Genomic DNA, 22,161 nt, shown 5'->3' with positions numbered 1-22,161 from the left:
TGGTCATCTATTTAGACGTAAAGGGTGGAAGATGCCAGTGGAGAGCCGCCTCTGACGCCCCTTGCCTGCATAGAATGTGCATCAATCGCAGGGGTGGAAGGGCAGCGGCGCGCCAAGGGACACGGACTTGGGCGTAATGTCGCAGCCAAAGGCGAGGGTTTCGACGCCTCTTGCCGTGGCTTGCGCCCAGGCGCGCGCATAGGCCGGGTCGATGTCCGCAGCGAGGCTCACCGCTGTGCAATCGGTGCGCTGCACGAGATACAGCATCACCGCCCGCTCGCCCGCCTCAGCGCGGATCGCCAGCTCGGCCAGATGCTTTGCGCCGCGCGCCGTCACCGTGTCGGGGAATTCCGCAAGGCCGTGCGTTCGGCTGAGCGTGACCGATTTCACCTCGACCCAAGCGGGGACACCACCGCCCTCGAGCAGGAAATCGATGCGGCTGTTCTCGCCGTAGCGGACCTCGGGGCGCACCGTCGCATAGCCCTCCAACCCCGGCACACCGCGTTCCAGCGCTGCCCGCAGCATCCGGTTCGGCACGCTGGTATCAACGCCGATGAAGGCCCCGCCCACCTCGGCCAGCCGCCATGTATATTTCAGTTTGCGCTTGGGATCGTCATTGGGTTCAAGCCAGATCCGCGTGCCGATCTCTTTCATCCCGGTCATCGCGCCGGGGTTGGCGACATGAGCGGTAATCTCGCGCCCGTCGTCGAGCCGCGCATCCGCGAGGAAGCGCTTGTAGCGGCGGATCAGGGTGGCGGGCACGAGCGGGGTTTGAAAGCGCATGGCGTGGGCCTATACCATTGCAGAACAAGCGCCAAGGAGGGCAGCGCCATGACCAACCCCACCGCCGCCATGATCGTCATCGGAGACGAGATCCTGTCAGGCCGCACCCGCGATTCCAACATGCACTACCTTGCGCAGGAGCTGACCAAGATCGGCGTCGACCTGCGCGAGGTCCGGTTCATCGCCGACGACCCCGAAGCTATCACCAGCACCGTCAAGGCGCTGAGCGCGGCCTATGGCAGCGTCTTCACCTCGGGTGGGATCGGGCCGACCCATGATGACATCACCGCCGATTGCGTCGCCGCCGCCTTTGGCACGCCCATCGGCGTGCGCGAAGATGCCTATCAGCTGCTGCATGCCCATTACGACCGGCAAGGCAGCGAGTTCAACGAGGCCCGCCAGCGCATGGCACGCATCCCCGACGGGGCAAAGCTGATCGACAACCCGGTCTCGGTCGCGCCCGGCTTCATCATTGCCAATGTGCATGTGATGGCCGGGGTGCCCGCCGTGTTCGAGGCGATGCTGGCCAGCGTCTTGCCGACGCTGACGGGCGGCGCTCCGCTGCTGTCGCAGACCCTGCGCATCCAGCGCGGCGAAGGCGAGATCGCCGGCCCGCTCGGCAAGCTGGCGGTGGAATATGCCGACCTGTCCATCGGCTCCTACCCGTTTCAGAAGGATGGCATCTACGGCGCCAACATCGTGATCCGCGGACAGGATGGCGCGCGGGTCGACGCGGCGATGATGCGGCTGGCGGAACTGTTCCCCGCATGACCCCGGCGCTGCCCCGGCTTTACGAGGCCATCGACGGCACATGGCCCTGCGCGCGCGCTGTCACCGCCGGGCCGTGGACATTGCGCGAGGGCGATGGCGGCGGCAAGCGGGTGTCCTGCGCCACCGCAACCGGCGCGTGGACCCCGGACGATCTTGCCGCCGCCGAAACCGCCATGCGCCTGCTGGGGCAGGACGCGCTGTTCATGCTGCGCGCAGGCGAGCGGCGCCTTGACGATGCCCTCGACGCAGCCGGCTACGATCTGATCGACCCGGTGAACCTGTGGGTGCTGCCGGTGGCCGCGCTGATTCCCGAGGACATGCCGCGCGTGATGACCTTTGCCGTCTGGGAGCCGCTGGCGATCATGCGCGAGCTTTGGGCCGAAGCGGGCATCGGCCCGGCGCGGCTGCGGGTGATGCACCGGGTCAAGGGCCCCAAGACCGGCATTCTCGGACGGCTCGACGACAAGCCTGCGGGAACCGGATTCTGCGGCATCCACGAGGATATTGCCATGGTCCATGCGCTGGAGATCCGACCCGCCTATCGTGGCAAGGGGCTGGGCAAGTGGATGATGCGCCGCGCGGCGATCTGGGCGCAGGACAACGGCGCGCAGTGGATGGCGGTGCTGTGCCTGCAAGACAACGCTGCGGCCAACGGGCTCTATGCTTCCCTCGGCTTCGAATGCGTGGGACAGTACCATTACCGCATCAAGACAGAGGCCGCGACATGACGAAGGACCTGCCGACCGCTCTCGACCTGCCGATGGTCGATCCGCTGCCCGAGAAGACGCAGAAATATTTCGACATCTGCGAAGAAAAACTTGGCATGGTGCCAAACGTGCTCAAGGCGCATGCCTTTGACATCGCCAAGCTCGACAGCTTCACCGCGCTCTACAACGAGCTGATGCTGGCCGACTCGGGCCTGACCAAGCTGGAACGCGAGATGATCGCCGTCGTGGTGTCATCGATCAACAAGTGCTTTTACTGCCTGACCGCCCATGGGGCGGCGGTGCGCGCGCTGTCGGGCGATCCCAAGCTGGGCGAGATGCTGGTGATGAACTGGCGCGTCGCTGATCTGCCCTATCGTCAGCGCGCCATGCTGAGCTTTGTCGAAAAGATGACCAAGGCCAGCGCCGAAATCGCCGAATACGACCGAGAGGCGCTGCGCGACGCCGGTTTCAGGGACCGTGACATCTGGGATATCGCCAATGTCACGGGCTTTTTCAACATGACCAACCGGGTGGCCTCGGCCACCGCCATGACCCCGAACGATGCCTATCACGCGCAGGCTCGCTAAGGCGCTTCTGGTCCTGCTGGCGGGACCGGCGGCGGCGCTCGATCTGGCGCTGCCGAGCGGCGCGCGACTGATGAGCGAGACGGTGAGCGATCCGGGCAGCTATGCGGTGCCGACCGGGCCGTGGACCCAAAGCGGCGTGCCGGATCTGGTCGTCGAAGGGCGCATCCTGCGGCAGGCATGGCGCATCGACTCGAGCGATCTGACCACCTTGCAGATCCTGTCTCCGCTGCGCGACGGGCTGGTGGCACAGGGCTATGACGTGGTGTTCGAATGCCGCACCACGCGCTGCGGCGGCTTTGATTTCCGCTTTGGCACCGAGGTGATCCCCGCCCCCGAGATGTATGTCGACCTGACCGCCTTTCGCTTTCTGGCGGCACGGGGGCAAAAGGGCGACTGGGTGACCCTGCTGGCCAGCAAATCCGGCGCGGCGGGCTATCTTCAGCTTGTTCAGGCGGGCGAGGCCATTGCGCCCCGGCCCGAGGTCGCGCCGGTTGCCATCGCGCCCCCCACGGACATCGCGGCAGAGCTGGAAGCGGTGGGGCACGTGATGCTGCCGGATCTGCTGTTCGAAAGCGGCTCGGTCGAGCTGGGCGGCGATGTGCCCTCGCTCGACGCGCTGGCGGGGTATCTGGGCGACAACCCCACGCGGCGCATCGTCTTTGTCGGGCACACTGACGCGGTCGGCTCGCTTGATGCCAACACCGCGCTGTCGAAACGCCGCGCCGGGGCGGCGGTGAGCTATCTGATGCAGCGGGGCGTCGCGCAGGGGCAGGTTTCGGCTGAAGGGGTAGGCTATCTTGCGCCCATCGCCAGCAATCTGACCCCCGAGGGGCGCGAGGCGAACCGGCGGATCGAGGCGGTCCTGCTGCCCTAAAGCGTGTCGAGATACATCCGCACCGCGTCCTGCACATGGCGGAAACGGTCGCCGCCAAGATGCTTGCCGCCGTACCAGCGGGTCACCACGACAAGATGGCCGCTCAGCCCCTCGCGTTCCAGCATCCGCAAGATCACCATGCCCGCACCGCTTTCGCCGTCGTCGTTCTTGATCGGACCGCTCTCTAGCAGCAGACCCCATGTGTTATGCGTGGCCTTGGCGAATTTCTTCTTGCGGCAAAGCGCCTTGATCAGCTGCTTGGCCTCGGCGTCCGAGCCGCAGGGCGCGCCCGAAACAGCGTATTTCGAACCGCGATCCGAGATGATGTTGTCGAGCGTGCGCATGGCCCCGGTGTAGCCGGGCCGCGCCATGCGGGCAATGCCGCGCCGCCCGCTGGCAGGCGCAGATCAGCTTTGCCTGTCCAGCCGTTCCTCGATGGCGCGCAGCCGGGCGATGACCTCGTCGCGGTGGTCGGATGTGGCGGCGTTGGATTCCTCGGCATGGGCATCCTGCATCGAGTTGACGATCAGGCCGACCACAAGGTTCACCACCGCAAAGGTGGTGATCAGGATGAAGGGCACGAAAAAGATCCACGCTTCGGGATGTGTCTCCATCACCGGGCGGACGATGCCCATCGACCAGCTTTCCAGCGTCATCACCTGAAACAGAGTGTAGAGCGAGGCGCCAAGGCTGCCGAACCAGTCGGGGAAGGTGGCGGCAAAGAGCTTTGTCGCGATCACGGCGGCGATGTAAAAAATCACCCCCATCAGCAGGAACACCGAGGCCATCCCCGGCACCGCAGCGATGAACCCCTCGACCACCCGGCGCAGCGTCGGCGCCACCGACACCACGCGCAACAGCCGCAGGATGCGCAGCGCCCGCAGCACCGCCAGCCCCTGCCCGGCGGGCACCAGCGCAATGCCGACGATGATGAAATCGAAGATGTTCCAGCCGCTGCGAAAGAACCGCCCGCCGCGCGCGATCAGCTTGGCCGTCAGCTCTGCCACAAAGATCGCAAGGCAGGCGGTATCCAGCGCCACGATCAGCGGCCCAAGCTGCGCCATGACCGCAGGCGAGGTTTCCAGCCCCAGAATCACGGCATTGAACAGGATCACCGCGATGATCACCGTCCGGGTCACCGGGTGATCGACGATCCGGGCGAGGCTCTGGCGCATTGAGGAAAGGCTCCGATAAGGTGAACGCCTTGCATCTAAGCAGGCCAGCCGTCCGGGTCCAGAGCATCTGCACGTAAAAAACGCTCCGGCACCAGGCCGGAGCGAAGGTCAGGTCTTGGCGAACAAGACATGAGGAAGAGCAGTCAGGTCAGGCAGTTACTTACCAGTTGGTCGGGCCCTTGTCGGCAAAGGCATGGGCGAGAAAATCGATGAAGGCGCGCACCTTGGGCTGGGTAAACCGACCCGGCGGATAGACGGCGTAGATGCCTTGCGTTTCGACGGGCAGATCGGGGATGGCATCGACGACAAGGCCATCCCGCATCGCCTCGGAATACAGGTAGGAGGGCAGGTAGGCGATGCCCAGCCCGGCGATGCAGGCATTCAGCAACGATTGCCCGTCGTTCACCGACAGCCAGCCCGCCGTGCGCACCTGACGCTTTTCGCCCGACGGCGCGGTGACCTTCCAGACATTGCCCGAGGATTGGTTGGAATAATGCAGTAGCTTGTGTTCGTTGAGATCGTCGATGCGCATCGGCCGGCCGTATTTCTGGAAATACGAGGGCGAGGCGATCATCCGCTTGGTGGTTTCGGTCAGCTTGCGGGCCCGCAGCGTGCTGTCTTCAAGCTCGCCGATGCGCAACGCCATGTCGAAGCCTTCCGAGATCAGCTCGACATAACGATTGTTGAGCACCATGTTCACGGTGATGTCCGGGAAATCCGCGAGGAATTCCCCAAGCATTGGCGACAGATGGTTGACGCCGAAATCGGTCGCGACCGAGATCCTCAGCAGCCCCGAGGGCGCAGATTGCATCGACGTCACCAGCGCATCCGCCTCGCCCGCGTCGTTCAGAACCCGCCGGGCCCGGTCGTAATAGGCCAGCCCGATCTCGGTCGGGGACACCCGCCGGGTGGTGCGGTTCAACAGCCGCGCCCCAAGCCGGGCCTCGAGCGATGAGACGTGTTTGGACACCGCCGATTTCGAGATGCCCATCTTCTTTGCCGCGTCGGTGAAGCCTCCCTGGTCCACCACCATGGCAAAGGCCTCCATCTCGGTCAGGCGATCCATCCCGTCTCCTTCATCGTACTTGCCTTGAATGGAACGGCTTCATCGCTCCGCTGGACACTAGCTATGCGGGGCAATTCGGGCACGATTGGGACGCTGGCGCGACAATGGCGGGAATTCTTGGCGCACTGTCGGACCGTCGGAAACCGCCCGGCGGCGCAAAAAACGCCGCGCCCCAGAAAGGGACGCGGCGCGCTCGATAGCGTCGTGCCGATGCGTCAGGCTGCCTTTTGGTTGTGGCGGCCTTCCTCGACCTCCTCGACGATCTTGGCGACAAATGCCTCAAGGTCATCCGGCGAGCGGCTGGTGATGATCGCGCTGTCGCAAGCGACAGGAACATCCATCACGCGCGCCCCGGCGTTTTTCAGATCGGTGCGGATCGACGGGTAGCCGGTCATCTCGCGGCCCGCGACGATCTCTGCTTCGATCAGCACCCAGGGGCCATGGCAGACCGCCGCGATGGCCTTGCCCTGATGGGCGAAGGCACGCACCAAGGCGATGACCTCGGGCTTGGTGCGCAGGATGTCCGGGTTGATCTGGCCACCGGGAATGACCAGCGCGTCATATTTCGTGGCATCCGCATCCTCGACCGCAAGGTCTGCCTCGGCCTCGCGGCCCCAGTCAGTGCCTTCCCAGCCCGTGATCGCCTTGCCGTCAAGCGTGGCGACATGCACCTCTGCGCCTTTGGCGCGCAGCTGATCTCGGGGGAATTCAAGCTCGGACTGCTCGAACCCGTTGGTGGAGATGATGAGGATCTTTGCTTCGGTGATCTTGGCCATCGTGAGCCTCCTTCCAGTGTCTTTCAGTTGCGGGGACAACGCCGAAAGGAGGGGGCCACGTTCCAGAACCGTCGATAACGCCTGCGTGAGTTACAGCCGTGCGGCCAGCCGCACCCCCTGATCGATGGCGCGCTTGGCATCCAGTTCGGCGGCCACATCGGCGCCGCCAATGACATGCACTTCGCCGGGAAGATCCGCGAGATCGCGCAGGCTTTCCTGCCCGGCGCACAGCACCACATTCTCGCAGGCGATCAGTTCTGGCACGCCGTTGCGCAGGATGTGCAGCCCCTGCGCATCGATCCGCTCATAAGTCGCGCCGCCGATCATCTTCACGCCCTTCATCGTCAGGGAAGCGCGGTGAATCCAGCCGGTGGTTTTGCCAAGCCGCCTGCCGGGGCGTTCCGCCTTGCGCTGCACCAGCGTCACGGCGCGCAGGGCCTTGTCGGGCTGCGCGCCTTCCTCGGCCAGCCCTGCCCGCGCCTCTGCGGGATCGGTGACGCCCCATTCGCGCAGCCAGTCGGGCAGGTTCAGGGTCGGGCTTTCGCCGGTCACAAGGTATTCCGCCACATCGAAGCCAATGCCCCCAGCACCGACCACCGCAACGCGTGGGCCAACCTCGGCCCCGCCTCGCAGCACATCAATGTAGCTTAGGACATTCGGCCCGTCCTGCCCCGGAATGCCGGGGCTGCGCGGCAACACGCCGGTGGCAACAACCACCGCGTCAAAGCATTGCAGCATGGCCGCATCGGCGCGGGTGTTCAGCCGCAGCGCCACGCCGGTCTCGGCCAGCATCGCGCTGTACCAGTCGACGAGGCCGTGGAATTCCTCTTTGCCCGGCACCCGGCGCGCCATGTTGAGCTGGCCTCCGATCTGGCCATCGGCTTCGAAAAGCGTGACGCGATGCCCGCGCTGCGCCGCCGTGATGGCGCAGGACAGGCCGGCAGGGCCAGCGCCAACCACGGCAATATCGCGTGGCGCGTCGGCCCGGGCGATCAGCAGCTCGGTCTCATGCCCCGCGAGCGGGTTCACAAGGCACGATGACACCTTGCCCTGAAACGTATGGTCAAGGCAGGCCTGATTGCAGGCGATGCAGGGCGCGATCAGCTCGGCCCGCCCCGCCCGCGCCTTGGCGACGAAATCGGGATCGGCGAGGAAGGGCCGCGCGAGGCTCACCATATCGGCCGCGCCAGAAGCCAGCAGATCTTCGGCGACCTGCGGCGTGTTGATCCTGTTTGAGGTGATGACAGGGATGCCCACCTTGCCCATCAACTTGCGCGTCACCCACGCCCAGCCAGCGCGCGGCACCGAGGTGGCGATGGTCGGCACCCGCGCCTCGTGCCAGCCGATGCCGGTGTTGAGAAGGCTGGCCCCGGCGGCTTCGATCACCTGCGCCAGCTGCACCACCTCGTCATGGTTAGAGCCGCCCGGCACGAGATCGATCATCGAGATCCGGAAGATCACGATGAAATCCTGCCCCACCGCCGCGCGCACCCGTTTCATCACCTCGATGGCAAGGCGCATCCGATTGTCATAGCTGCCGCCCCAATCGTCACTGCGCCGGTTGGTGCGGGCGGCAAGGAACTGGTTGATCAGGTAGCCTTCGGACCCCATGATCTCGACCCCGTCATAGCCCGCCTCGCGGGCGCGGGCGGCGGCGGTGGCCATGTCGGCGATCTGTTTTTCGATGCCCGCCTCGTCAAGCTCGGCCGGGGCAAAGGGCGAGATCGGAGATTTGATCGCAGAGGGGGCGACGCAATCCTTGCCATAGGCATAGCGCCCCGCGTGCAGGATCTGCATGGCGATGCGCCCACCTTCGCCGTGGACCGCATCTGTTACGCGGCGCTGGTTCGCGATGTCCTGCACATCGAACAGCCCCGCCGCGCCGGGAAACACCGCGCCTTCGGCGTTGGGCGCCATACCACCGGTGACGATCAGCCCGGCGCCGCCCCTTGCCCGCGCCGCATAGAATGCCGCAACGCGGGACCAGTCACCGCGCTCTTCGAGATTGGTGTGCATCGAACCCATCAGCACCCGGTTGGGCAGGGTCAGATGGCCAAGATCGAGCGGCGCGAACAGGTGCGGATACTGGGTCATGCGGGTCTCCTTTCGAGGGCAGAGACTGCCCCGCGCCCGCCCGCCTGTCGCGCGAAACGTCGCGTCAGGAACGGGTGACGAAGACCTCGATCAGCGCCGCACACCGTGCCGCCGGGGGGGGCCGACATCTTGCGACAGCCGTGGAAATGACAGGCCGGGGTCAGCACACTCCTTCGCTCAGCGCAGCTGGGTGGCGGAGGCGACGACCGCGAGGGAGAACGATGTGCTGCGCCCCCCAAGAATGGCGTTTGCCATGAATGTCAGCTCACCCCGTCAAGGCGGCGCCCGAAGCAATGATGGCAAACGCATTGTTGCGTCAAAGACAGGGGCGCCTCAACGCCCCTGTAGATCATTCCGCTGCGTTCGCCTTTGGCAGCACCCAGTGCTCGCGCGGGAAATGGCAGGTGTACCCGGCAGGAAAGCGCTCGAGGTAATCCTGATGCTCTGGCTCGGCCTCCCAGAACGGCCCGACCGGCGCGATCTCGGTCACGACCTTGCCCGGCCAGATCCCCGATGCGTCGATTTCGCCGATTAGCTCTTCGGCGACCTGTTTTTGCGCGTCATCAACGTAATAGATGCCCGACCGATAGCTGGTGCCCAGATCGTTGCCCTGCCGGTTCAGCGTGGTCGGATCGTGGATCATGAAGAACACCTCGAGCAACTGCCGGAACGAGATCCGCTCGGGGTCGAAGATTATTTCGATGCCCTCGGCATGGGTGCCATGGTTGCGGTAGGTCGCGTTGGGCACATCTCCGCCGGTATAACCGACGCGGGTGCCGGTGACGCCGGGCAGCTTGCGGATCAGATCCTGCATGCCCCAGAAACAGCCTCCGGCCAGAACAGCGCGCTCGCTCATGCCACGTCCTCCACCTGCTGAAGATAGGCGCCGTAGCCTTCGGCCTCCATGTCGTCGCGATGGATGAAGCGCAGCGAGGCCGAGTTGATGCAATAGCGCAGCCCGCCACGATCCTGCGGCCCATCGGGAAACACATGCCCCAGATGCGAATCGCCATGGGTCGAGCGCACTTCGGTGCGGATCATGCCGTGGGAGACATCTCGTAGCTCGATCACATGCGCAGGCTCGATGGGCTTGGTAAAGCTCGGCCAGCCGCAGCCGCTTTCATACTTGTCCGCCGAGGCGAACAGCGGCTCGCCAGACACGATGTCCACATAGATGCCGGGGGCCTTGTTCGACAGGTACTGGCCCGAGCCGGGGCGCTCGGTGCCGTTTTCCTGCGTGACGCGGTACTGCTCGGGGTCGAGCGCGGCCACAACGTCGGGATTGCGTTCATACGCCATGAGGGGTCCTCCATGATCTGTCCTGTCCAAGATGGGGCGCGTTTGCATCTTTTGCAAAGGCTTCTCGCGCGGGCGTGAGCGGGCGGGTTCCCGCTGATCTGTACGCGGTGGCGACAGACCGCCGCTTCCGCCCCCCTGTTCCGGCAGTCTGCCGCCAGCTCGCAAAGGCATGGGATCCCGCCGGCCACGCCGGACATTTGTCTGCATCCCACGCAAAGGAGCATTCACTATGACCAGCCGCAGCACCTCCCGAACTGCCCTTGCCGCACTGCTCGTCGCCAGCCTTGCCACAGGCGCAGCCGCACAAGCCGCCAACAACCTTACCGCGCAGGCGCAAGCAGATGCCGCCGCCCGGCTCGAGGCCGACAGCCCGCTGACCCCGCCGCCCGAAACGCTCGCCGAACTGGTTGGCAGCCTAAGCGGTGACGGCGTCGCCGTGCCGATGGAAGACATGCCCGAAGGCACCCAAATCGAAACCCTCAGCATCACCGAATTGCCGAGCGATTCCACCGGCTCGGGCAATGACGCGGCCCTGGATACGGCCCTGTCCCGCGCGCAGACCCAGCTCGACATGCTGCAGACCCGCATCGACGGCGATACGTTGCTGACAGAGGCGCTAGAGGCCGATGGCGTCACCTCGGATCAGGTGCTGGGGGTCTACGCTTCGGGCAGCGGTCAGGTGACGGTCCTGATCGACGATCGCAGCTGACGGTCAGCTTAGGCGCAACGCCGCCCAGCGCGCCGCGTCGCGCAGCGCCTCGTCCGGCTCGTCGCACAGCGCCTGCACGGCGGGGCGCAACGCCCGGTCGGCGGAATTGCCAATGGCATAGCAAACATTGCGCAAGAACCGGTTGCGCCCGATCCGCTTGATCGGCGAGCCCGAGAACAGCGCCCGAAACCCGGCGTCATCCAGCGTGGCAAGCTCTGCCAGCGACGGCCCGACCAGTTCATCCCGCGCGTGGTATTTCACCTCGGCGGCACTCTGGGCAAATTTGTTCCAAGGGCAGGCGGCAAGGCAATCGTCACAGCCATAGATGCGATTACCCAGCAGCGGGCGCAAAGCCTCGTCCACCGGCCCGGAATGCTCGATGGTCAGGTAGGAAATGCACCGCCGCGCATCCAGCTGATAAGGTGCCGGGAACGCATCCGTCGGGCAGACATCAAGACAGGCTCGACACGAACCGCAATGATCGCGCTCTGCCCCGTCAGTTTCCAGATCAAGCGTGGTGAAAACCGCCCCGAGAAAGAACCACGAGCCCAGCTCACGACTCACCAGATTGGTGTGCTTGCCCTGCCAGCCCAGCCCCGCCGCCTGCCCCAGCGGCTTTTCCATTACCGGGGCGGTATCGACAAACACCTTGATCTCGCCCCCGGCCCGGTCGATCAGCCAGCGCCCCAGCCGCTTGAGTCGCTTCTTCACCACATCGTGGTAATCGCGGTTCTGCGCATAGACAGAGATCGCACCGCGCCCGCCCTGCCCAACGATCTCCATCGGATCGAACGGCGGCGCGTAATTCTCTGCCAGCATGATCACCGATCGCGCCTCGGGCCAGAGCGCTGCCGGATCGCCCCGCCAGGCCGTCCGCTCCGCCATCCAGCCCATCTGCCCATGATATCCGGCGTCCAGAAACGCCGCCAGCCGCCCCGCCGCCTGCGGCACATCCCATGGCCGACACACCCGGCACGCCGAAAACCCGGCCACCCGCGCCTCCTCGACAAGCGCCGCCTTCAAAGACACGCGCCCGGCCCTTCTTCTGGCCCGAAATATCCCGGGGGGAGCCGAAGGCGGGGGGCTGGCCCCCCTCTGCCCTCGCGATCAGAAATCCAGATCGGCATATTGCGGCGGCGGCGGAAAACCCGACACCTGATCAGCAAGGATATTGCGGAACGCAGGGCGCGACTTGATCTTCGCATACCAGTCCTTGACCGTCTGGCTGCGGTTCCAGTCCACATCCGAGATATAATCGAGCGACGACAGATGCGCCGCGGCGGCGAAATCCGCCAGCGTCATCACATCACCCGCCAGCCAGCGCCGGTGATCCAGCAGCCACGCCATGTAGTCGATGTGATACTTGATCGCCTTGGCACCGGACTTGACGTTGCCACTGTCCGGGAACCCTGCCTTCATGATCTTCTTGTTCACCCGTTCATACAGCAGCTTCGACGTCACCTCATTGTGAAACTTGTCGTCGAACCAGCTGACGATGCGGCGCACTTCGTAGCGGGCATCGGCCGAGCGCGGCATCAGCGGCGGCTCGGGGTACTTTTCCTCGAGCCATTCACAGATTGCGGCGCTTTCGGACATGATCTTGTTGTCGATGCGCAGCACCGGCACTTTGCCCGCCGGGTTGCGGCGCATGAAATCGCTGCCCTTTTCCCAATACCTCTCCTCGATCAGCTCGCACTCGATCTTCTTCTCGGCAAGGCTCAGCCTGACCTTGCGGCAGAACGGCGACAGCGGCACATGATAGAGCTTTGCCATGGGAGCGATAGTATCCGGGAAGACAGGGAAATCCGACCTCATGTGTGCCTTCTATCCCGCCCGGTTGCAACTGTGCGCGTGATTCTCTGCGGTTTTCCTGCCGGTTTCGCCGCGCTGCCAGCGGTTTTGAACGCTCATTCAGACGCGCGGGGCGTCACACGACCTCGATCACGTCCTTGTCGATGGCCAGCACATAGCCCTTGCGCGCAATGGTCTTGACCAGAAGCTCGCTCACCATCTGGTTGCCCAGCCCGTCGCGCAGCCGCTTGATGCGCATCGCCCCGGCGGATTCCTCGCAGTCAGAGGCGGGTTTGCCCGAGATCATCGCCTCGACCTCGATCCCCGACAGCATTTCGTCATCCATGCGGGCCTCGGCAAGCACCGCGAGGGTCTCGATCATCGCCTCGGTCAGCTTGAACCCCATGGTATTGAGGTAAACGGTGTTTTCCTCGCGCGAAATGATCAGCGAGCTGACCTGAATCCCCGATCGTTCGATCTGCGCCATCCGTCGGTTCAGCGTCACCAGCATGACAAGGCAGACCAGCGCCGCCACCAGCAGCGCGGCGGCAAAGAGCAGCAGAACCAGAATGACCATGCGGTAGCTGGTCAGCGTATCGGCAAAGACAGTGCCCGACTGCGCAAGGATCTCGAGCAGCTTGACCTCACCCTGCCCGGTCAGCGCATCGTTCTGCACAAAGATGCGCTCAACCCGGTCGTTGAAGGCATTGGCTCCGGGCAGGGTCAGCATCAACACCGCCGCCGTGCCGACCAGCAGCGCCGTGATCACGCCGATGCCGATGCTCACCAGCCGCGTGCCTGCCCGGCGGGCGTCAGTAACGGAGGTAGAACTCACCGGCATTCGCCTTCTGCTTGGCGCCCGGCTCGTCGGGCGACAGGGACACGATGTTGAGCAACTGCCAGCCGCCTTGCGCAAGACGTGCGCGCAGCTGGGATTCAGCGGTGGGCCGGTCGGGGCAGGCCCCCGACAGGCGGGCGATTCCAAAATGCAGGCGCAGCGGGCTGTCCTGCTTGGCCTTGTACTGGGCAAAACAATCGGCCTGCGCGGCGGCAGGCATCCCGATGACCAGCAGAGCGATGAGAAGGGCGTGTTTCATGACCGTATTCCTGCGCTGCCAGATCCCTGCAAGGCAATAGCGGCGGCGCAAAATCGGCCGGTTATCCCATAACGGCGGGCCGATATTGCCTGAAACCGCAGGGCAAGGCGACGGTCTGGCATGGCAAGCGCGCCACGACCGGCGCCTTCGCAAGCCCTCAGGAGAACGCCCATGTCCCGTCGTTTCATCTCTGCCGTTCTGGCCGTTTCGATGTCCATCACCGCCATTGTGCCGCTGACCGCGAGCCCGGTTGCCGCCGACACCACCCGCCTCGACAAGCGCAACGACGACGCCGCCAAGCTGATCGCGGGGGCGGCAGCGATTGCCATCCTCGGGGCTGCCATCGCCAACAAGGCCAAGCAGGACGAGAAACGCGAAAAAGACAGGAAAAAGGACAAGGATCGCCGCGAGGCCGAAAAGCACAAGCCCCGCTATGAACAGCCCCGCTATGAACAGCCCCGGCACGAACAGCCCCGGCACGAACAGCCCCGCCGCGGCATCCAATTGTCACAGCGCTGCATCGTCGATCAGCGCGGGCGCAACGATGCCTATGACGCAAACTGCCTTGCCCGGCAGGGGGTGCAGCTGCGTGATCTGCCCGGTCAATGCCGGGTCGCGCTGAACACCCGACACGGCAATGCGCTTGGCTTTGACGCGCGCTGCATTGACCGGTTCAGCAACCATGGCCGCGACAGGCAGAGCGGCTGGCAGCAAAACGAACGCTTTAGCGCAACGCCCTACCTGCCGCGCCGCTACCCCGGCAACTGACGGCCTGATCCGCGCGCGCCACCCCGGCGCGCGCCCTGTGATCACAGGCTCATTCGCCCGGCGTGCCGTGCCCGGCCATGCCGCCCGAGATCTCTTCGGTCGATTCGTCAGATAACGGCGTTGGCAGCACAAGGTTCAGCACGATGGCCAGCAGCGCCGCGGGCAGAATGCCCGATGCGCCAAGGATGCGCAGCGTGTCGGGCAGATGTTGCAGCGCGTTGGGTGCCCCCGGCGGCACGTTCAGCACCTCGAGCTGCAGCCCCAGCCCCACCGATAGCGACACCGCAAAGATCACCATGTTGCGCTTGTCCCACGTTACATCCGACAGCATCGACATGCCCGAGGCCACCACCATGCCGAACATCACGATGACTCCGCCCCCGAGCACCTCGATGGGCACGGTCCGGATGACGCCGCCGACCTTGGGCACAAGGCCGCAGACGATCAGGAAGATCGCGCCGATGGTCACCACGTGGCGGCTCATGACACCGGTCATGGCAATCAGCCCGACATTCTGGCTGAACGAGGTGTTGGGCAGCCCGCCGAACATCCCCGAAATGAACGATCCGATACCGTCGGCATAGGTAGCGCCGGCGATTTCCTTGTCGCTCGCCTCGCGGCCCGCACCGCCCTTGGTGATGCCGCTGACGTCTCCGACCGTTTCAACCGCAGAGACGAAGGCCATCAGGCAAAAGCCGACCACCGCGGCAAAGCTGAATTCAAAGCCATATTTGAACGGCACCGGCAGGGCGAAGGCGGCCGAGTTCTGCCAGCTGGCAACAACCGAGTCGAACGCCAGCACGCCAATGCCCAGCGCGTAGAAATAGCCGACGACGATGCCCACCAGAACCGCCGAAATCGACAGCAGCCCGCGGGTGAAGAACTTGATCGACAGCGTGACGATCACCACCACCAGCGCGGTCGACCAGCTGGCCAGCCCGCCATAGCTCGGATTGCCCGACGCCTTGGCCGGCACACCGCCCGCCGCGTATTCGATGCCGACCTTGACCAGCGCCAGCCCGATCATCGTAACCACAAGCCCGGTGACCAGCGGCGGCAGGGCGAAGCGGAGCTTGCCGATCACCGTGCCAAGACAGGCGTGAAACACGCCGCCAACCAGAATGCCTCCGAACAAGCCGGCCAGCGCATCGACCCCCTGCCCGGCCACCAGTGGGATCATGATCGGCAGAAAGGCAAACGAGGTGCCCTGCACGATCGGCAACCGCGCCCCGACCGGGCCAATGCCGATGGTCTGGAACAGCGTCGCGATGCCGGCAAACAGCATCGACATCTGGATCAGGTACAGCAATTCGGGGAAATCGGGCGAGTTCGAGCCGAAGCCGAAGCCCGCCGCCCCCGCGACGATGATCGCCGGGGTGACGTTCGAGACGAACATCGCCAGCACATGCTGGATGCCCAGCGGAATCGCCTGAACGATGGGCGGGGTATAGTTCGGGTCCGCCAGTTGCGCCGGCGTGCCGAGTGAGGCCTTGGTCATGGGGAAGCTCCCTGTCCCTTGGGTCCGCGGCCTCTTGCCGGGCCTGCTGCGGAGGCGTGCGCCCCCGCCCAAAGGGTCAGGGGCCGGTCACGAGCAGCGGCTCTGCCAGCCAGTGCTCTTCGAGGTTTGCGCTGTCGCCGATGCGGTCGATCACCGCAAAAAGGCCGGGACCGTGCAGTGGGGTCAGCACCCCGTGCCACGTGCCCTTATGGAAATTGATAGCTTGTCCCGGCGCGGCGAGGAAAGCGTGAACCGTCCCCGGAGGGGCCTCCGGCGCCTCACCTGCCTCAGCAGTAATCACCAGCCACGGGTTCTGGTGCATCGGCACAAACGCCTGCGAGCCCTCGGGGTGCCGCTCGAGCAGCTCAAGCGTATAGGGCAGCGCGCGCGGTTGCGCGTTGAACAGACTGATCCCCGCGCGCCCATCGGCGCCGAAATCCAGTGCGGCGCGGTCGTGGTAGCGCCCGCAAAGACCCTGATTGATGATCTTGTCGGGATCGCCTGCGATCTCGAGCACATCTCCGAACGGGGCGAAGGCGGCAGCGCTCAGCGGTTTTGCAACAATGGTGGTCATTTCAGCGACAACGACACGTGGCGGTTCACGTCCTTGTAAAGCATGTAGCGGAAGGTCTCGTCGCCGGTGGCAATGCAGGCCTGCGGGCAGAAGGCGCGCAGCCACATGAAATCGCCGGGGCCGACCTCGACCCAGTCGCGATTCAGCAGATAGCGCGCCGTGCCCGACAACACGTAAAGCCCGTGTTCCATCACATGGGTTTCGGCAAAGGGAATGCGCCCGGCGCTTTCGATATTGACGATATTGACGTGCATGTCATGGCGCAGATCGAGCGGATCGGCAAAGCGCTGCGTTGCCCAGACCGCGTCGCAATCGGGCATCGGGGTGCGGGCCACGTCGCGCTCGTGGGTCACGAAGGCCTCGGGGGGCAGCATCCCCGGCACCGGGGTCCAGCGCTTGCGCACCCAGTGAAACCCGGCCGGAACCTCGCCGGTGTTCCAGATGCTCCACACCGCCGAGGGCGGCAGATAGGCATAGCTGCCGGCTTTCAGATCGTACGAGTCGCGGCCCAGCGTCAGGCGCATCTCGCCATGGGTGACAAAGATCACGCCCTGCGCGTCAGGGTCCGGCTCTGGATCGTTGCTGCCGCCGCCGGGCGAAAGTTCCACTGCGTATTGCGCGAAGGTCTCGGAAAAGCCGGTCATCGGGCGGGCGAGAATCCACACCCGGTGCCCGACCCAGCCCGGCAGAAAGCTGGTCACGATGTCGCACATCACCGAAGCCGGGATGACGGCATAGGACTCGGTGAAGATCGCCGCGCTGGCGTCGGGTTCTCCGGCCTGACCGGGCAGGCCACCGGGCGGAAAGGCGTAGGTCACGATGGGGTCATGCTTCAAAGCATTTGCTCCAGACGAAGCCGGGCGATGCGTTCGACCTGGCGGCAAGCCTCGTCGAATTCGGCCATGGTATCCTGCGCGAGCCGCCGTTCAAAGGCGGCAAGGATACCGGGCTTGTCGTGATCGCGCACGGCAATGATGAAGGGAAATCCATGCTTGTCCATATAGGCATCGTTCAGCTGGGTAAAGCGGGCGCGCTCTGCATCGGTCAGCGCATCGAGCCCGGCACTGGCCTGTTCGGCGCTGCTGTCCTCGGTCAGCGCCTTGGCGGCGGCCAGCTTGCCTGCAAGATCCGGGTGGGCGCGCAATACGCCCATGCGCTCGGCATCCGAGGCAGTGCGCAGCACCCGCGCCAAGGCGTTCGCCAAGCCCGCGGGCCGGTCATGCGCCGCGCCAAGTTCCAGCGCCCAGGCGCGCTCTGCGACCCATGGCGAATGCTCGACCACCTCGCCGAAGCGGGCAACAAAGGTCTCGCGGTCCATCTGGCTGGGCCGCTCCTTGCGCAGATGCGGATGCTTTGCCGCCCAATGCCGGGCGATGTCGATGCGGCGCGGGGTCCAGACCCCGTCGAACCGTTCGATGTACTCGAGAAACCGCTTCAGACCGGCAATCTTGCCCGGGCGGCCAATCAGACGGTTGTGCAGCCCGATCGACATCATCGCCGGCTTGCCCGCCTCGCCCTCGGCATAGAGCATGTCGAAGGAATCCTTCAGGTAGGTGTAGAACATCTCGCCCTCGATCCAGCCGGGGCTGGTCGCGTAACGCATGTCATTGGCTTCCAGCGTGTAGGGAATGATCAGCTGATCACGCTCCCCGACTTCTAGCCAGTAGGGCAGATCGTCGTCGTAGCTATCGGAAATGTAATCGCAGGCACCGGTTTCGGCCACCAGCCGCACGGTGTTTTCCGAACAGCGCCCGGTGTACCAGCCCTGCGGGGGCGTGCCGACCACCTCGGCATGCAGCCGGATCGCCTCAAGAATGCTGGCGCGCTCTTCGGCCTCGGGCATGTCCTTGTGTTCGACCCATTTCAGCCCGTGCGAGGCAATCTCCCAACCCGCGTCCTTCATCGCCTCGACCTGTTCTGGGTTGCGCGCCAGCGCCGTGGCGACGCCGTAGATGGTCAGCGGAATATCGGCCTCGGTGAACAGCCGGTGCACCCGCCAGAACCCGGCGCGGGCGCCGTATTCATAGATCGATTCCATGTTCCAGTGCCGCTGCCCCGGCCACATCGCCGCGCCCGGAATATCCGACAGGAACGCCTCGGAGGCCGCATCGCCGTGCAGCACGTTGTTCTCGCCGCCCTCTTCGTAATTGAGCACGAACTGAACCGCGATCTTTGCGCCTCCGGGCCAGTCGGCATCGGGGCGGTTCGGCCCATGGCCGATCATATTACGGGGATAGCGGTTCATGGTGGGCCCTCCTGAGTTGCATCCCTCCGATAATCGCGCTCTGATCGAAACGGAACACCCCGCGCACGACCAATCGTCGCGGATCTGCTGCTTTTCGCAGCATTGCCCGCAAAAGGAGCACAGCCGATGGCCGAAGGATATCTCACCACCCATGTTCTGGATACGGCAAAGGGCGTACCCGCCGAGGGGGTCAGAATCCAGCTGTACTGCCTTGCGCCCGAACGCGCGCTGGTTGCCGAAACCCTGACCAACGCCGATGGCCGCACCGACAAACCCATTCTGCCGAAAGAGGATTTCGCCCCCGGCACCTATGAGCTGGTGTTCTTCGCGGGCGATTATCTCAAGGCCACGGGGCAGGCCGGAGAGGCGCCGATGTTCCTAGATGAGATCCCGCTGCGCTTTGGCATGGCCGACGTGCAGGCGCATTATCATGTGCCGCTGCTGCTGTCGGCCTATGGCTATTCCACCTATCGCGGCAGCTGAACTGACGGCATCGTCAGTGGCCCCCCCGCCGATCTGCCGTTAGGCAGGGGGGCAAGCGGGCATGAGGCGATGATGCGGGTACTGGTGGTCGAAGACGATGCGCTGATCCTTGACGGGCTGACCGTCGGGCTGCGCCTGCACGGGTTTTCCCCCGAAGCGGTCGAAACCTGCGCCGATGCCAGCCATGCGCTGGAGGCGGGCGGATTCGATGCCATGGTGCTTGATCTGATGCTGCCCGACGGCTCCGGCGTCGATCTGCTGCGTGGGCTGCGCGCCCGGGGCGACAGCCTGCCGGTGCTGATGCTGACCGCCCGCGACACGCTGGAAGACCGCGTCGAAGGGCTCGACGCCGGGGCCGACGATTACCTCGGCAAACCGTTCGCCTTGCCCGAAGTATCGGCGCGGCTGCGCGCCCTGATCCGCCGCGCTCAGGGCAGGGCCGAAAACACCGTGTCGTGGAACGGGCTGACGCTGGATACGGCGCGCATGGCGGGGCGCTATCGCGGCGCCGACGTGCATTTTGCGCGCCGCGAATTCGGCGTTCTGGCCGCATTGCTGGATCGCCCCGGCGCGATCCTTGGCAAGCAACAGCTCGAGGAAAAGCTCTACGGCTGGCAGGAAGGCATCGAAAGCAACACCGTCGAGGTGCATATCCACCACCTGCGCGCCAAGCTGGGCAGCGGCTTTATCCAGACCGTGCGGGGGGCAGGCTATCGCCTCGCACCCGAGGTACGGCACAAAGATGCACCCGAGGTGCGGCACAAGGATGCACCCGAGGTGCGGCACAGCGAAGCGCCCGAAACATGACCAGCATCCGCAGCCGCCTGTTGCTGATCCTGCTGGCCGCCACCGGGGCGATCTGGCTGTGCGCCGTGCTCTGGGCCCAGCACAACACCCGCGCCGAGGTGATCCGCGTGCTGGACCGCCGACTCGAGGAATCGGCCCGCATGGTCGCCTCGCTGATCGGCGAAGGCGGCGTCGGGGTCGAGATCGCAGGCCGCGCCCTGTCGCATGCCGGGCCGGAAGGCATGCGGCGGCAACTGTCCTGTCAGGTCTGGGGACTCGACGGGCAATATATCGGCGGCTCGCAGGGCGCGCCCGCGCAACAGCTGGGCGACGGTGACGGCTTCAGCGAAACCTACGTCGACGGCGAGCAATGGCGGGTGTTTACCCTCGAAGAGCCGGGGCTGGGGTTTCGCGTCATGGTCGGCGACGCCGTCGCGATGCGCGACCATCTGGTCAGCGGCGTGGTCAAGGGGCTGGCGGTTCCGGCGCTGCTGGTGCTGCCACTGCTGGCGGCGCTGATCTGGGTCATCGTCGGGCGCGGCATGGCCCCGCTCGACCGGCTGGGCCGGGCGCTGGCGGGGCGCGGGCACGCCGACCTTGGCCCGCTCGACGATCGCGGCGCGCCGCGCGAACTGCGTCCGATGCTCGACTCGCTGAACGGGCTGCTGGCGCGGGTCAGCAGCGCCCGCGAGCGCGAGCGCAATTTCACCGCCTTCGCCGCGCATGAGCTGAAGACCCCGCTGGCCGGGTTGCGCACACAGGCCGAAATCGCCCGCCTCGCCCCAGACGAGGCCACCCGCGCCTACGCCCTGCTGCAGATCGAACGCGGGGTGAAACGCTCGGACCGCATGGTGCGCCAACTGCTCGAAATGGCGGCGGTGGATCGCGACACCCCGCAAGGCCCAAAGCGCGATGCCGCCGAGGTCTTGCGTGGCACCGTGGTCGAGCTGACGCCGCTGGCCGACCGGCGCGGCGTCACGCTGTCGATCAACGCCCTGCCCGGCCTGTGGCAGACCGACCGCCCGCCGCTGCTGCACGCCGCCCTGCGCAACCTGCTGGAAAACGCCATCGAAGCCTCACCCGAAGGCACCACGGTCGACACCGAGCTATCGCGCGACGGGCAGACTGTGCGGTTTTCCATAAGCGATCGCGGCCCCGGCATCGCCGAGGCCCTCCGCCCCCGCGTCACCGAACGCTTTTTCCGCGCGTCCAACAGCGGCACCGGCAGCGGGCTGGGCCTTGCCATCGTCGCCGCCGCGATGGAGCGCATGGGCGGAACGCTGTCGCTGAGCGCCCGCAGCGGCGGCGGCGAACACGCCGAGCTGATCCTGCCCGCCTAGATATGGACAGACGCCTTGGCGCGCATTACATGCACGACATGGCCAAACCGAAGACAGACCCGAATTACAAGGTGATCGCCGAGAACCGGCGCGCCCGTTACGACTACGCGATCGAAGACGATCTCGAGGTCGGCATCATCCTGTCCGGCTCCGAGGTCAAATCCCTGCGCGAGAACACCTCGAACATCGCGGAAAGCTACGCGGCGGTTGAGAACGGCGAACTGTGGCTGGTCAACAGCTATATCGCCCCCTACGAGCGCGCCATGTTCGGCCATGAGGAACGCAAGCGGCGCAAGCTGCTCGCCTCGAAAAAGGAATTGGCGCGGCTATGGAACGAGACCCAGCGCAAGGGCATGACCATCGTGCCGCTGGTGCTGTATTTCAACCACAAGGGCATCGTGAAGCTGAAGATCGGCATCGCGAAGGGCAAAAAGAACCACGACAAACGCGAAACCGAAGCCAAGCGCGATTGGAGCCGGCAGAAGCAGAGGTTGTTGAAGCAGGGGTGAGGGGAGATATCCGTTTATAGGGTCAGGATTCATAACCAATAGATGACTAGAGCCGCGAGAGCGATGGCGGAGAGGAACACCTTGGGACAGCGATCGTAGCGTGTCGCCACCCGCCGCCAGTCCTTGAGCCTGCCGAACATGATCTCGATGCGGTTGCGCCGCTTGTATCTGCGCTTGTCGTACTTGACCGGCAGGGCATTGCAAAGCAATGTCCCGAGAGGGGTACTTG

27 protein-coding genes are annotated in these 22,161 nt (G+C 65.1%); 10 read left to right on the top strand and 17 right to left on the bottom strand.

The window, feature by feature from the left end; all coding sequences use genetic code 11:
- Window positions 1-81 precede the first annotated feature (81 nt).
- Window positions 82-783: a DNA/RNA nuclease SfsA gene (sfsA, locus tag KO516_RS14105; RefSeq protein WP_216004421.1), complete on the bottom strand. Its 702-nt coding sequence runs from the start codon at window positions 781-783 to the stop codon at window positions 82-84.
- A gap of 48 nt (window positions 784-831) precedes the next feature.
- Between sfsA and KO516_RS14100 the strand changes: the two genes are divergently transcribed.
- From KO516_RS14100 to KO516_RS14085, 4 genes are read left to right on the top strand one after another with little or no spacing between them, the layout of a single operon-like run.
- A complete protein-coding gene (locus tag KO516_RS14100; RefSeq protein WP_216004420.1) occupies window positions 832-1,554 on the top strand; it encodes a molybdopterin-binding protein in 723 nt (240 codons plus the stop codon).
- Entirely contained in the window at window positions 1,551-2,282 is a 732-nt protein-coding gene (locus KO516_RS14095; RefSeq protein WP_216004419.1) for an N-acetyltransferase, read from the top strand. Before KO516_RS14100 ends, KO516_RS14095 begins: the two co-directional genes overlap by 4 nt.
- Window positions 2,279-2,848 (top strand): peroxidase-related enzyme, encoded by a 570-nt coding sequence (locus KO516_RS14090; protein WP_216004418.1) that lies wholly within the window; start codon window positions 2,279-2,281, stop codon window positions 2,846-2,848. Before KO516_RS14095 ends, KO516_RS14090 begins: the two co-directional genes overlap by 4 nt.
- On the top strand, window positions 2,823-3,722 hold the full coding sequence (locus KO516_RS14085; protein WP_216004417.1) for an OmpA family protein: 900 nt from the start codon (window positions 2,823-2,825) through the stop codon (window positions 3,720-3,722). The genes KO516_RS14090 and KO516_RS14085 overlap by 26 nt, the downstream gene beginning before the upstream one ends.
- On the opposite strand, the gene KO516_RS14080 is transcribed toward KO516_RS14085, so the two are convergent.
- The 7 genes from KO516_RS14080 to msrB form a co-directional block, all read right to left on the bottom strand.
- The gene (locus KO516_RS14080) at window positions 3,719-4,066 is read right to left on the bottom strand and encodes a YigZ family protein (protein ID WP_216004463.1); all 348 of its coding nucleotides are present in this window, start codon (window positions 4,064-4,066) and stop codon (window positions 3,719-3,721) included. The two genes, KO516_RS14085 and KO516_RS14080, sit on opposite strands and share 4 nt — an antisense overlap.
- A gap of 63 nt (window positions 4,067-4,129) precedes the next feature.
- Complete coding sequence (locus KO516_RS14075; RefSeq protein WP_216004416.1) at window positions 4,130-4,897, bottom strand: ion transporter; 768 nt, start codon at window positions 4,895-4,897, stop codon at window positions 4,130-4,132.
- A gap of 160 nt (window positions 4,898-5,057) precedes the next feature.
- On the bottom strand, window positions 5,058-5,963 hold the full coding sequence (locus KO516_RS14070; RefSeq protein ID WP_216004415.1) for a LysR family transcriptional regulator: 906 nt from the start codon (window positions 5,961-5,963) through the stop codon (window positions 5,058-5,060).
- 215 nt (window positions 5,964-6,178) lie between these two features.
- Window positions 6,179-6,739, bottom strand: a complete 561-nt coding sequence (locus tag KO516_RS14065; protein ID WP_216004414.1) for a type 1 glutamine amidotransferase domain-containing protein — start codon at window positions 6,737-6,739, stop codon at window positions 6,179-6,181.
- A 90-nt stretch (window positions 6,740-6,829) separates the two neighbouring features.
- Window positions 6,830-8,833 (bottom strand): NADPH-dependent 2,4-dienoyl-CoA reductase, encoded by a 2,004-nt coding sequence (locus KO516_RS14060; RefSeq protein WP_216004413.1) that lies wholly within the window; start codon window positions 8,831-8,833, stop codon window positions 6,830-6,832.
- Between the two features lie 349 nt (window positions 8,834-9,182).
- Window positions 9,183-9,689 carry a peptide-methionine (S)-S-oxide reductase MsrA gene (gene msrA / locus KO516_RS14055; RefSeq protein ID WP_216004412.1) on the bottom strand — a complete coding sequence of 169 codons (507 nt, stop codon included), beginning with the start codon at window positions 9,687-9,689 and terminating at the stop codon, window positions 9,183-9,185.
- Window positions 9,686-10,132: a peptide-methionine (R)-S-oxide reductase MsrB gene (gene msrB, locus KO516_RS14050; protein ID WP_216004411.1), complete on the bottom strand. Its 447-nt coding sequence runs from the start codon at window positions 10,130-10,132 to the stop codon at window positions 9,686-9,688. Before msrB ends, msrA begins: the two co-directional genes overlap by 4 nt.
- A 229-nt stretch (window positions 10,133-10,361) precedes the next feature.
- Here msrB and KO516_RS14045 point away from each other — a divergent pair, with 229 nt between their 5' ends.
- Window positions 10,362-10,841 carry a hypothetical protein gene (locus tag KO516_RS14045; RefSeq protein WP_216004410.1) on the top strand — a complete coding sequence of 160 codons (480 nt, stop codon included), beginning with the start codon at window positions 10,362-10,364 and terminating at the stop codon, window positions 10,839-10,841.
- 3 nt (window positions 10,842-10,844) lie between these two features.
- On the opposite strand, the gene queG is transcribed toward KO516_RS14045, so the two are convergent.
- The 4 genes from queG to KO516_RS14025 all read right to left on the bottom strand — a co-directional run bounded on the left by queG (window position 10,845) and on the right by KO516_RS14025 (window position 13,729).
- Window positions 10,845-11,870 (bottom strand): tRNA epoxyqueuosine(34) reductase QueG, encoded by a 1,026-nt coding sequence (gene queG, locus KO516_RS14040; protein ID WP_216004409.1) that lies wholly within the window; start codon window positions 11,868-11,870, stop codon window positions 10,845-10,847.
- A gap of 78 nt (window positions 11,871-11,948) precedes the next feature.
- Window positions 11,949-12,614 carry a glutathione S-transferase family protein gene (locus KO516_RS14035; RefSeq protein WP_216004408.1) on the bottom strand — a complete coding sequence of 222 codons (666 nt, stop codon included), beginning with the start codon at window positions 12,612-12,614 and terminating at the stop codon, window positions 11,949-11,951.
- A 154-nt stretch (window positions 12,615-12,768) separates the two neighbouring features.
- Window positions 12,769-13,473, bottom strand: coding sequence for a hypothetical protein (locus KO516_RS14030; RefSeq protein WP_216004407.1), 705 nt, complete (start codon window positions 13,471-13,473; stop codon window positions 12,769-12,771).
- The gene (locus KO516_RS14025; protein ID WP_216004406.1) at window positions 13,445-13,729 is read right to left on the bottom strand and encodes a hypothetical protein; all 285 of its coding nucleotides are present in this window, start codon (window positions 13,727-13,729) and stop codon (window positions 13,445-13,447) included. Before KO516_RS14025 ends, KO516_RS14030 begins: the two co-directional genes overlap by 29 nt.
- A 171-nt stretch (window positions 13,730-13,900) precedes the next feature.
- Here KO516_RS14025 and KO516_RS14020 point away from each other — a divergent pair, with 171 nt between their 5' ends.
- Entirely contained in the window at window positions 13,901-14,497 is a 597-nt protein-coding gene (locus KO516_RS14020; protein WP_216004405.1) for a hypothetical protein, read from the top strand.
- A gap of 49 nt (window positions 14,498-14,546) precedes the next feature.
- Here the strand turns inward: KO516_RS14020 and KO516_RS14015 are convergent, their stop codons facing one another.
- From KO516_RS14015 to puuE, 4 genes are all read right to left on the bottom strand, one after another.
- On the bottom strand, window positions 14,547-15,995 hold the full coding sequence (locus KO516_RS14015) for a uracil-xanthine permease family protein (protein ID WP_216004404.1): 1,449 nt from the start codon (window positions 15,993-15,995) through the stop codon (window positions 14,547-14,549).
- A gap of 76 nt (window positions 15,996-16,071) precedes the next feature.
- Window positions 16,072-16,569 carry an ureidoglycolate lyase gene (locus KO516_RS14010; protein ID WP_216004403.1) on the bottom strand — a complete coding sequence of 166 codons (498 nt, stop codon included), beginning with the start codon at window positions 16,567-16,569 and terminating at the stop codon, window positions 16,072-16,074.
- Window positions 16,566-17,387, bottom strand: a complete 822-nt coding sequence (locus KO516_RS14005; RefSeq protein ID WP_216004462.1) for a bifunctional allantoicase/(S)-ureidoglycine aminohydrolase — start codon at window positions 17,385-17,387, stop codon at window positions 16,566-16,568. Before KO516_RS14005 ends, KO516_RS14010 begins: the two co-directional genes overlap by 4 nt.
- Window positions 17,388-17,401: 14 nt before the next feature.
- The gene (gene puuE / locus KO516_RS14000; RefSeq protein ID WP_216004402.1) at window positions 17,402-18,814 is read right to left on the bottom strand and encodes an allantoinase PuuE; all 1,413 of its coding nucleotides are present in this window, start codon (window positions 18,812-18,814) and stop codon (window positions 17,402-17,404) included.
- Between the two features lie 126 nt (window positions 18,815-18,940).
- Between puuE and uraH the strand changes: the two genes are divergently transcribed.
- The 4 genes from uraH to smpB all read left to right on the top strand — a co-directional run bounded on the left by uraH (window position 18,941) and on the right by smpB (window position 21,932).
- Window positions 18,941-19,297, top strand: a complete 357-nt coding sequence (gene uraH / locus KO516_RS13995) for a hydroxyisourate hydrolase (protein ID WP_216004401.1) — start codon at window positions 18,941-18,943, stop codon at window positions 19,295-19,297.
- Between the two features lie 72 nt (window positions 19,298-19,369).
- Window positions 19,370-20,104, top strand: coding sequence for a response regulator (locus tag KO516_RS13990; RefSeq protein WP_216004461.1), 735 nt, complete (start codon window positions 19,370-19,372; stop codon window positions 20,102-20,104).
- A complete protein-coding gene (locus tag KO516_RS13985; protein WP_216004400.1) occupies window positions 20,101-21,423 on the top strand; it encodes a sensor histidine kinase in 1,323 nt (440 codons plus the stop codon). The genes KO516_RS13990 and KO516_RS13985 overlap by 4 nt, the downstream gene beginning before the upstream one ends.
- A gap of 38 nt (window positions 21,424-21,461) precedes the next feature.
- Window positions 21,462-21,932, top strand: coding sequence for an SsrA-binding protein SmpB (gene smpB, locus KO516_RS13980; RefSeq protein WP_216004460.1), 471 nt, complete (start codon window positions 21,462-21,464; stop codon window positions 21,930-21,932).
- Window positions 21,933-21,961: 29 nt separating this feature from the next.
- On the opposite strand, the gene KO516_RS13975 is transcribed toward smpB, so the two are convergent.
- Window positions 21,962-22,161: transposase (locus KO516_RS13975; protein ID WP_216004399.1), on the bottom strand; the 200-nt coding region annotated here is incomplete at its 5' end.

This window comes from Citreicella sp. C3M06, assembly GCF_018860705.1.
Lineage (GTDB): Bacteria > Pseudomonadota > Alphaproteobacteria > Rhodobacterales > Rhodobacteraceae > Salipiger.
The sequence above is the reverse complement of the archived record's forward strand: the minus strand, read 5'-3'. Positions and strand labels throughout refer to the sequence as shown.

What these genes read in the sequence shown, in the direction of transcription:
- KO516_RS14030 (WP_216004407.1), bottom strand. Translation starts at nt 13,473, where the DNA reads ATGCCGGTGAGTTCTACCTCCGTTACTGACGCCCGCCGGGCAGGCACG.
- uraH (WP_216004401.1), top strand. Translation starts at nt 18,941, where the DNA reads ATGGCCGAAGGATATCTCACCACCCATGTTCTGGATACGGCAAAGGGC.
- smpB (WP_216004460.1), top strand. Translation starts at nt 21,462, where the DNA reads ATGGCCAAACCGAAGACAGACCCGAATTACAAGGTGATCGCCGAGAAC.
- puuE (WP_216004402.1), bottom strand. Translation starts at nt 18,814, where the DNA reads ATGAACCGCTATCCCCGTAATATGATCGGCCATGGGCCGAACCGCCCC.
- KO516_RS14025 (WP_216004406.1), bottom strand. Translation starts at nt 13,729, where the DNA reads ATGAAACACGCCCTTCTCATCGCTCTGCTGGTCATCGGGATGCCTGCC.
- KO516_RS14095 (WP_216004419.1), top strand. Translation starts at nt 1,551, where the DNA reads ATGACCCCGGCGCTGCCCCGGCTTTACGAGGCCATCGACGGCACATGG.
- KO516_RS13990 (WP_216004461.1), top strand. Translation starts at nt 19,370, where the DNA reads ATGCGGGTACTGGTGGTCGAAGACGATGCGCTGATCCTTGACGGGCTG.
- sfsA (WP_216004421.1), bottom strand. Translation starts at nt 783, where the DNA reads ATGCGCTTTCAAACCCCGCTCGTGCCCGCCACCCTGATCCGCCGCTAC.
- KO516_RS14100 (WP_216004420.1), top strand. Translation starts at nt 832, where the DNA reads ATGACCAACCCCACCGCCGCCATGATCGTCATCGGAGACGAGATCCTG.
- msrB (WP_216004411.1), bottom strand. Translation starts at nt 10,132, where the DNA reads ATGGCGTATGAACGCAATCCCGACGTTGTGGCCGCGCTCGACCCCGAG.
- KO516_RS14075 (WP_216004416.1), bottom strand. Translation starts at nt 4,897, where the DNA reads ATGCGCCAGAGCCTCGCCCGGATCGTCGATCACCCGGTGACCCGGACG.
- KO516_RS13985 (WP_216004400.1), top strand. Translation starts at nt 20,101, where the DNA reads ATGACCAGCATCCGCAGCCGCCTGTTGCTGATCCTGCTGGCCGCCACC.
- KO516_RS14085 (WP_216004417.1), top strand. Translation starts at nt 2,823, where the DNA reads ATGCCTATCACGCGCAGGCTCGCTAAGGCGCTTCTGGTCCTGCTGGCG.
- KO516_RS14035 (WP_216004408.1), bottom strand. Translation starts at nt 12,614, where the DNA reads ATGGCAAAGCTCTATCATGTGCCGCTGTCGCCGTTCTGCCGCAAGGTC.
- KO516_RS14065 (WP_216004414.1), bottom strand. Translation starts at nt 6,739, where the DNA reads ATGGCCAAGATCACCGAAGCAAAGATCCTCATCATCTCCACCAACGGG.
- KO516_RS14020 (WP_216004405.1), top strand. Translation starts at nt 13,901, where the DNA reads ATGTCCCGTCGTTTCATCTCTGCCGTTCTGGCCGTTTCGATGTCCATC.
- KO516_RS14060 (WP_216004413.1), bottom strand. Translation starts at nt 8,833, where the DNA reads ATGACCCAGTATCCGCACCTGTTCGCGCCGCTCGATCTTGGCCATCTG.
- msrA (WP_216004412.1), bottom strand. Translation starts at nt 9,689, where the DNA reads ATGAGCGAGCGCGCTGTTCTGGCCGGAGGCTGTTTCTGGGGCATGCAG.
- KO516_RS14010 (WP_216004403.1), bottom strand. Translation starts at nt 16,569, where the DNA reads ATGACCACCATTGTTGCAAAACCGCTGAGCGCTGCCGCCTTCGCCCCG.
- KO516_RS14070 (WP_216004415.1), bottom strand. Translation starts at nt 5,963, where the DNA reads ATGGATCGCCTGACCGAGATGGAGGCCTTTGCCATGGTGGTGGACCAG.
- KO516_RS14045 (WP_216004410.1), top strand. Translation starts at nt 10,362, where the DNA reads ATGACCAGCCGCAGCACCTCCCGAACTGCCCTTGCCGCACTGCTCGTC.
- KO516_RS14080 (WP_216004463.1), bottom strand. Translation starts at nt 4,066, where the DNA reads ATGCGCACGCTCGACAACATCATCTCGGATCGCGGTTCGAAATACGCT.
- KO516_RS14015 (WP_216004404.1), bottom strand. Translation starts at nt 15,995, where the DNA reads ATGACCAAGGCCTCACTCGGCACGCCGGCGCAACTGGCGGACCCGAAC.
- KO516_RS14090 (WP_216004418.1), top strand. Translation starts at nt 2,279, where the DNA reads ATGACGAAGGACCTGCCGACCGCTCTCGACCTGCCGATGGTCGATCCG.